The sequence below is a fragment of the Micromonospora sp. NPDC049799 genome (assembly GCF_040656655.1).
GTDB lineage: Bacteria > Actinomycetota > Actinomycetes > Mycobacteriales > Micromonosporaceae > Micromonospora.
This window is the reverse complement of the sequence record NZ_JBFAMU010000559.1, coordinates 1-3002: the sequence shown is the minus strand read 5'-3', so window position 1 is coordinate 3002 and position 3002 is coordinate 1. Positions and strand designations below refer to the sequence as shown.

Annotated in this window: 4 protein-coding genes; 1 reads left to right on the top strand and 3 read right to left on the bottom strand. The window is 71.7% G+C overall.

What is annotated here, in order from left to right; translation table 11 throughout:
• Nucleotides 1-258, top strand: coding sequence for a hypothetical protein (locus AB0I76_RS26310; protein ID WP_357040732.1), 258 nt, complete (start codon nucleotides 1-3; stop codon nucleotides 256-258).
• Between the two features lie 22 nt (nucleotides 259-280).
• Here AB0I76_RS26310 and AB0I76_RS26305 read toward each other — a convergent pair whose 3' ends face one another.
• From AB0I76_RS26305 to AB0I76_RS26295, 3 genes are all read right to left on the bottom strand, one after another.
• On the bottom strand, nucleotides 281-1018 hold the full coding sequence (locus AB0I76_RS26305) for a class I SAM-dependent methyltransferase (protein WP_357040729.1): 738 nt from the start codon (nucleotides 1016-1018) through the stop codon (nucleotides 281-283).
• A gap of 146 nt (nucleotides 1019-1164) precedes the next feature.
• Nucleotides 1165-1914 (bottom strand): YebC/PmpR family DNA-binding transcriptional regulator, encoded by a 750-nt coding sequence (locus tag AB0I76_RS26300; RefSeq protein ID WP_357040726.1) that lies wholly within the window; start codon nucleotides 1912-1914, stop codon nucleotides 1165-1167.
• Between the two features lie 253 nt (nucleotides 1915-2167).
• The gene (locus AB0I76_RS26295) at nucleotides 2168-2827 is read right to left on the bottom strand and encodes an NAD(P)H-dependent oxidoreductase (RefSeq protein WP_357040723.1); all 660 of its coding nucleotides are present in this window, start codon (nucleotides 2825-2827) and stop codon (nucleotides 2168-2170) included.
• Between the last annotated feature and the right edge of the window lie 175 nt (nucleotides 2828-3002).

Below are 3002 nucleotides of genomic sequence, written 5' to 3'. Positions count from 1 at the left end.
GTGAGCGGCGGACCGCGCCGGCACGTGGCGGCGCGACCGGCGTGGCGTTGCCGGGTCTGTGCGGCGCCCTGGCCGTGCCAGCCGGCGAAGCTGGCGCTGCGCACGGAGTACGCCGACGACCCGGTGGGGCTGTCCGTGTACCTGTGCGCCGTGCTGCACGAGGCGGCCGGCGACTGGCTGCGGCTGCGGGCGACCCCCCTTGACCCGGCGGAGCTGTTCCACCGCTTCGTCGGGTGGGCCCGCTCCCCGCCGCGGTGACGGCACGGCCGGTGGCGGTGAATCAGCGCACGGCGCGCCGACGCGCGAGATGGACGGTGATGTCGGCGGCAAGCTCGACCGTCTCCGGCAGGACCCGCTCGATACGGCTGAACACCTGCTCACGCTCCGGGGGCGACAGCTCCAGGTACGCCGAGACGGTCGAGAGATGGCCGACGAAGTGCGAGGCGCTCATCGTCAGGCGCCGCTCGATCACGGACTGCCGGACATCGGCGAAACACCGCGACCGTCGGAGCTCCGTGCCCGGCCACTGCAGTTCATGGTCCGGAGGTGTCCCGTCGGGTGACGGGACCTCGTCGCTTCGGAGGTAGGGGGCCCGAGCCACGCGGACGGCCTCCTGCACCGCCGGGTCGGCGAGCCGGAGCGGTCCACCGAACGAGGCGAACACGCCACCCGGTTGCAGCAGGGCGGCCATCCGCGACCAGCGGTCCTCCGGGCTCGTCCAGTGCAGCGCCGCCGCCGCGTAGACCAGCTCGTAGGTCCCGCCCGGCCGCAGATCCTCGAACGCGGCTCGAACGGTGTCGACGTTCGCCGGCACGTGCCTGCGCAGCTCGGTGAGCATGGCCTGGTCCGGATCGGTGGCGGTGACCGCGACTCCCCGTTCCGCGAAGAGACGGGTCGCCTTGCCGGTGCCCGCACCGATCTCGAGGGCGCATCGAACCGGCTGACCCGCGTAGCCCATCACCAGGTCGAACAGCTCCGCGGGATACCCGGGCCGGAACCGTTCGTAGGCTTCCGCCACCACTCCGAAGCTCAACCCCCGACCGGACACCGAGGCATCCTGGCACGAGACGCGCCGTCACTGCTCGGCGTTTCCTGCCACGAGTCGATGGGCCTCCCGGATCGGTGATCCAGGAGGCCCATCCGCAGGCAGGGGTGGCCCGACCGTCAGCCGACGGCGGCCATGATCTCGTCGCTGACGTCGAAGTTCGCGTAGACGTTCTGCACGTCGTCGCAGTCCTCCAGGACGTCGATCAGCTTGAAGATCTTCCGGGCGCCCTCCTCGTCCAGCGGGACGTTGACGCTCGGGATCAGTGACGACTCGGCCGACTCGTACTCGATGCCGGCGTCCTGCAGCGCGGTGCGCACCGGGATCAGGTCGGTCGGCTCGGAGACCACCTCGAACGCCTCACCGAGGTCGTTGACCTCTTCGGCGCCCGCGTCCAGGACGGCCATCATGACGTCGTCCTCGCTGGTCCCGGTCTTGGGGACGATCACCACGCCCTTGCGGGAGAACATGTACGACACCGAGCCGGCGTCGGCGAGCGAGCCGCCGTTGCGGGTCAGCGCCGTCCGCACCTCGGTGGCGGCGCGGTTGCGGTTGTCGGTCAGACACTCGATCAGCATCGCCACGCCGTTGGGGCCGTAGCCCTCGTACATGATCGTCTGCCAGTCGGCGCCGCCGGCCTCCAGGCCGGAGCCCCGCTTGACCGCGCGGTCGATGTTGTCGTTCGGGACCGAGTTCTTCTTGGCCTTCTGGATGGCGTCGTAGAGCGTCGGGTTGCCGGCCGGGTCACCGCCGCCGGTCCGCGCGGCGACCTCGACGTTCTTGATCAGCTTGGCGAACATCTTGCCGCGCTTGGCGTCGATGACCGCCTTCTTGTGCTTGGTCGTCGCCCACTTTGAGTGGCCGGACATCTGTTACCTCCGTTGCTACCCGCCGTCTGCATCGACCGCACCGCGCACGCCCCGCTCCCGCCGGCGCACGCGGTGGTGCCGGTCAGCTCTGGTGGAAGCCGTGGCGGGCAGATGGCCCTGCCGAATCTCGGCAATCCTACCGGCGACCAGCGGGCGACTGTCACGCACCGCACGCCGGCAACCCGCCCCGCCCGCCCCGGAAGGGGACAGACGGGACGAAAGGCCGGTCATGAGTCGTACGCGGTCACGTCGCTCACCGCGCGGCATCCGGTCCCGAGGCCCCGACGAGCGGCCCGCCGGAGATCCGCTCCCGGGACCGGTCGACGATCTCGGTCAGCATCCGGTCGAGCCCCGCCTCCCGCTCGGCCGCCGGTGCGATCCGGCCCGGCGCGGTCGGGTCGCCCGGGTCCGCACCGGAGAAGTCGAAGTCGGTGAAGACGGTCAGGGCCACCTGCGTCGGTACGACGGTCGCCTTCACCTCGGCCAGGATCTGCCGCAGGTGTTCGCCCGCCCGTGTGCCGCCCTGCACCCCGTACGTCAGCACGCCGGCCGCCTTGTCGTTCCACTCGGCGTACAGGTAGTCGACGCCGTTCTTCAGAGCCGCCGGCACGGAGTGGTTGTACTCGGGAGTGACGAACACGAACGCGTCGAACCCGGCGACGGTGTCGCTCCACCGGAGGGTGTGCGCGTTGCGGTAGTCGCCGAACATCGCCGGCACCGGCTCGTCGAGCAGCGGCAGGCCCTGCTCGGCGAGGTCGACCACCGCGACGGTCGCCGCCCCCCGGCGTACGGCGTCGTGCTCCTGCGCCACCCTCGCGGCCCACCGGGCCACCTCGCCGCCCCGGCGGCCGGGACGGGTGCTTCCCACGATCAGGCCGATCCGGACCGGCCCTGCAGTCTGTGCGTTGTCCATGCCGCCGATCGTGCCGACGCGTCCGGCCCGGCGGGAGGCCGCCGCGAGACTGGCCCCACGGGGGCCACCCACACACCGGCTCGCCACGGCAGACTGGAGCGGTGATGGACGGGGAGTTGGGTGCGTTCCTCCGCAGCCGCCGCGAAGCCCTCAACCCGGCCCGCGCCGGTCTGCC

Excerpts from the sequence above, each read along its gene's own strand:
- AB0I76_RS26300 (WP_357040726.1), bottom strand. The coding sequence starts at position 1,914 with ATGTCCGGCCACTCAAAGTGGGCGACGACCAAGCACAAGAAGGCGGTC.
- AB0I76_RS26295 (WP_357040723.1), bottom strand. The coding sequence starts at position 2,827 with ATGGACAACGCACAGACTGCAGGGCCGGTCCGGATCGGCCTGATCGTG.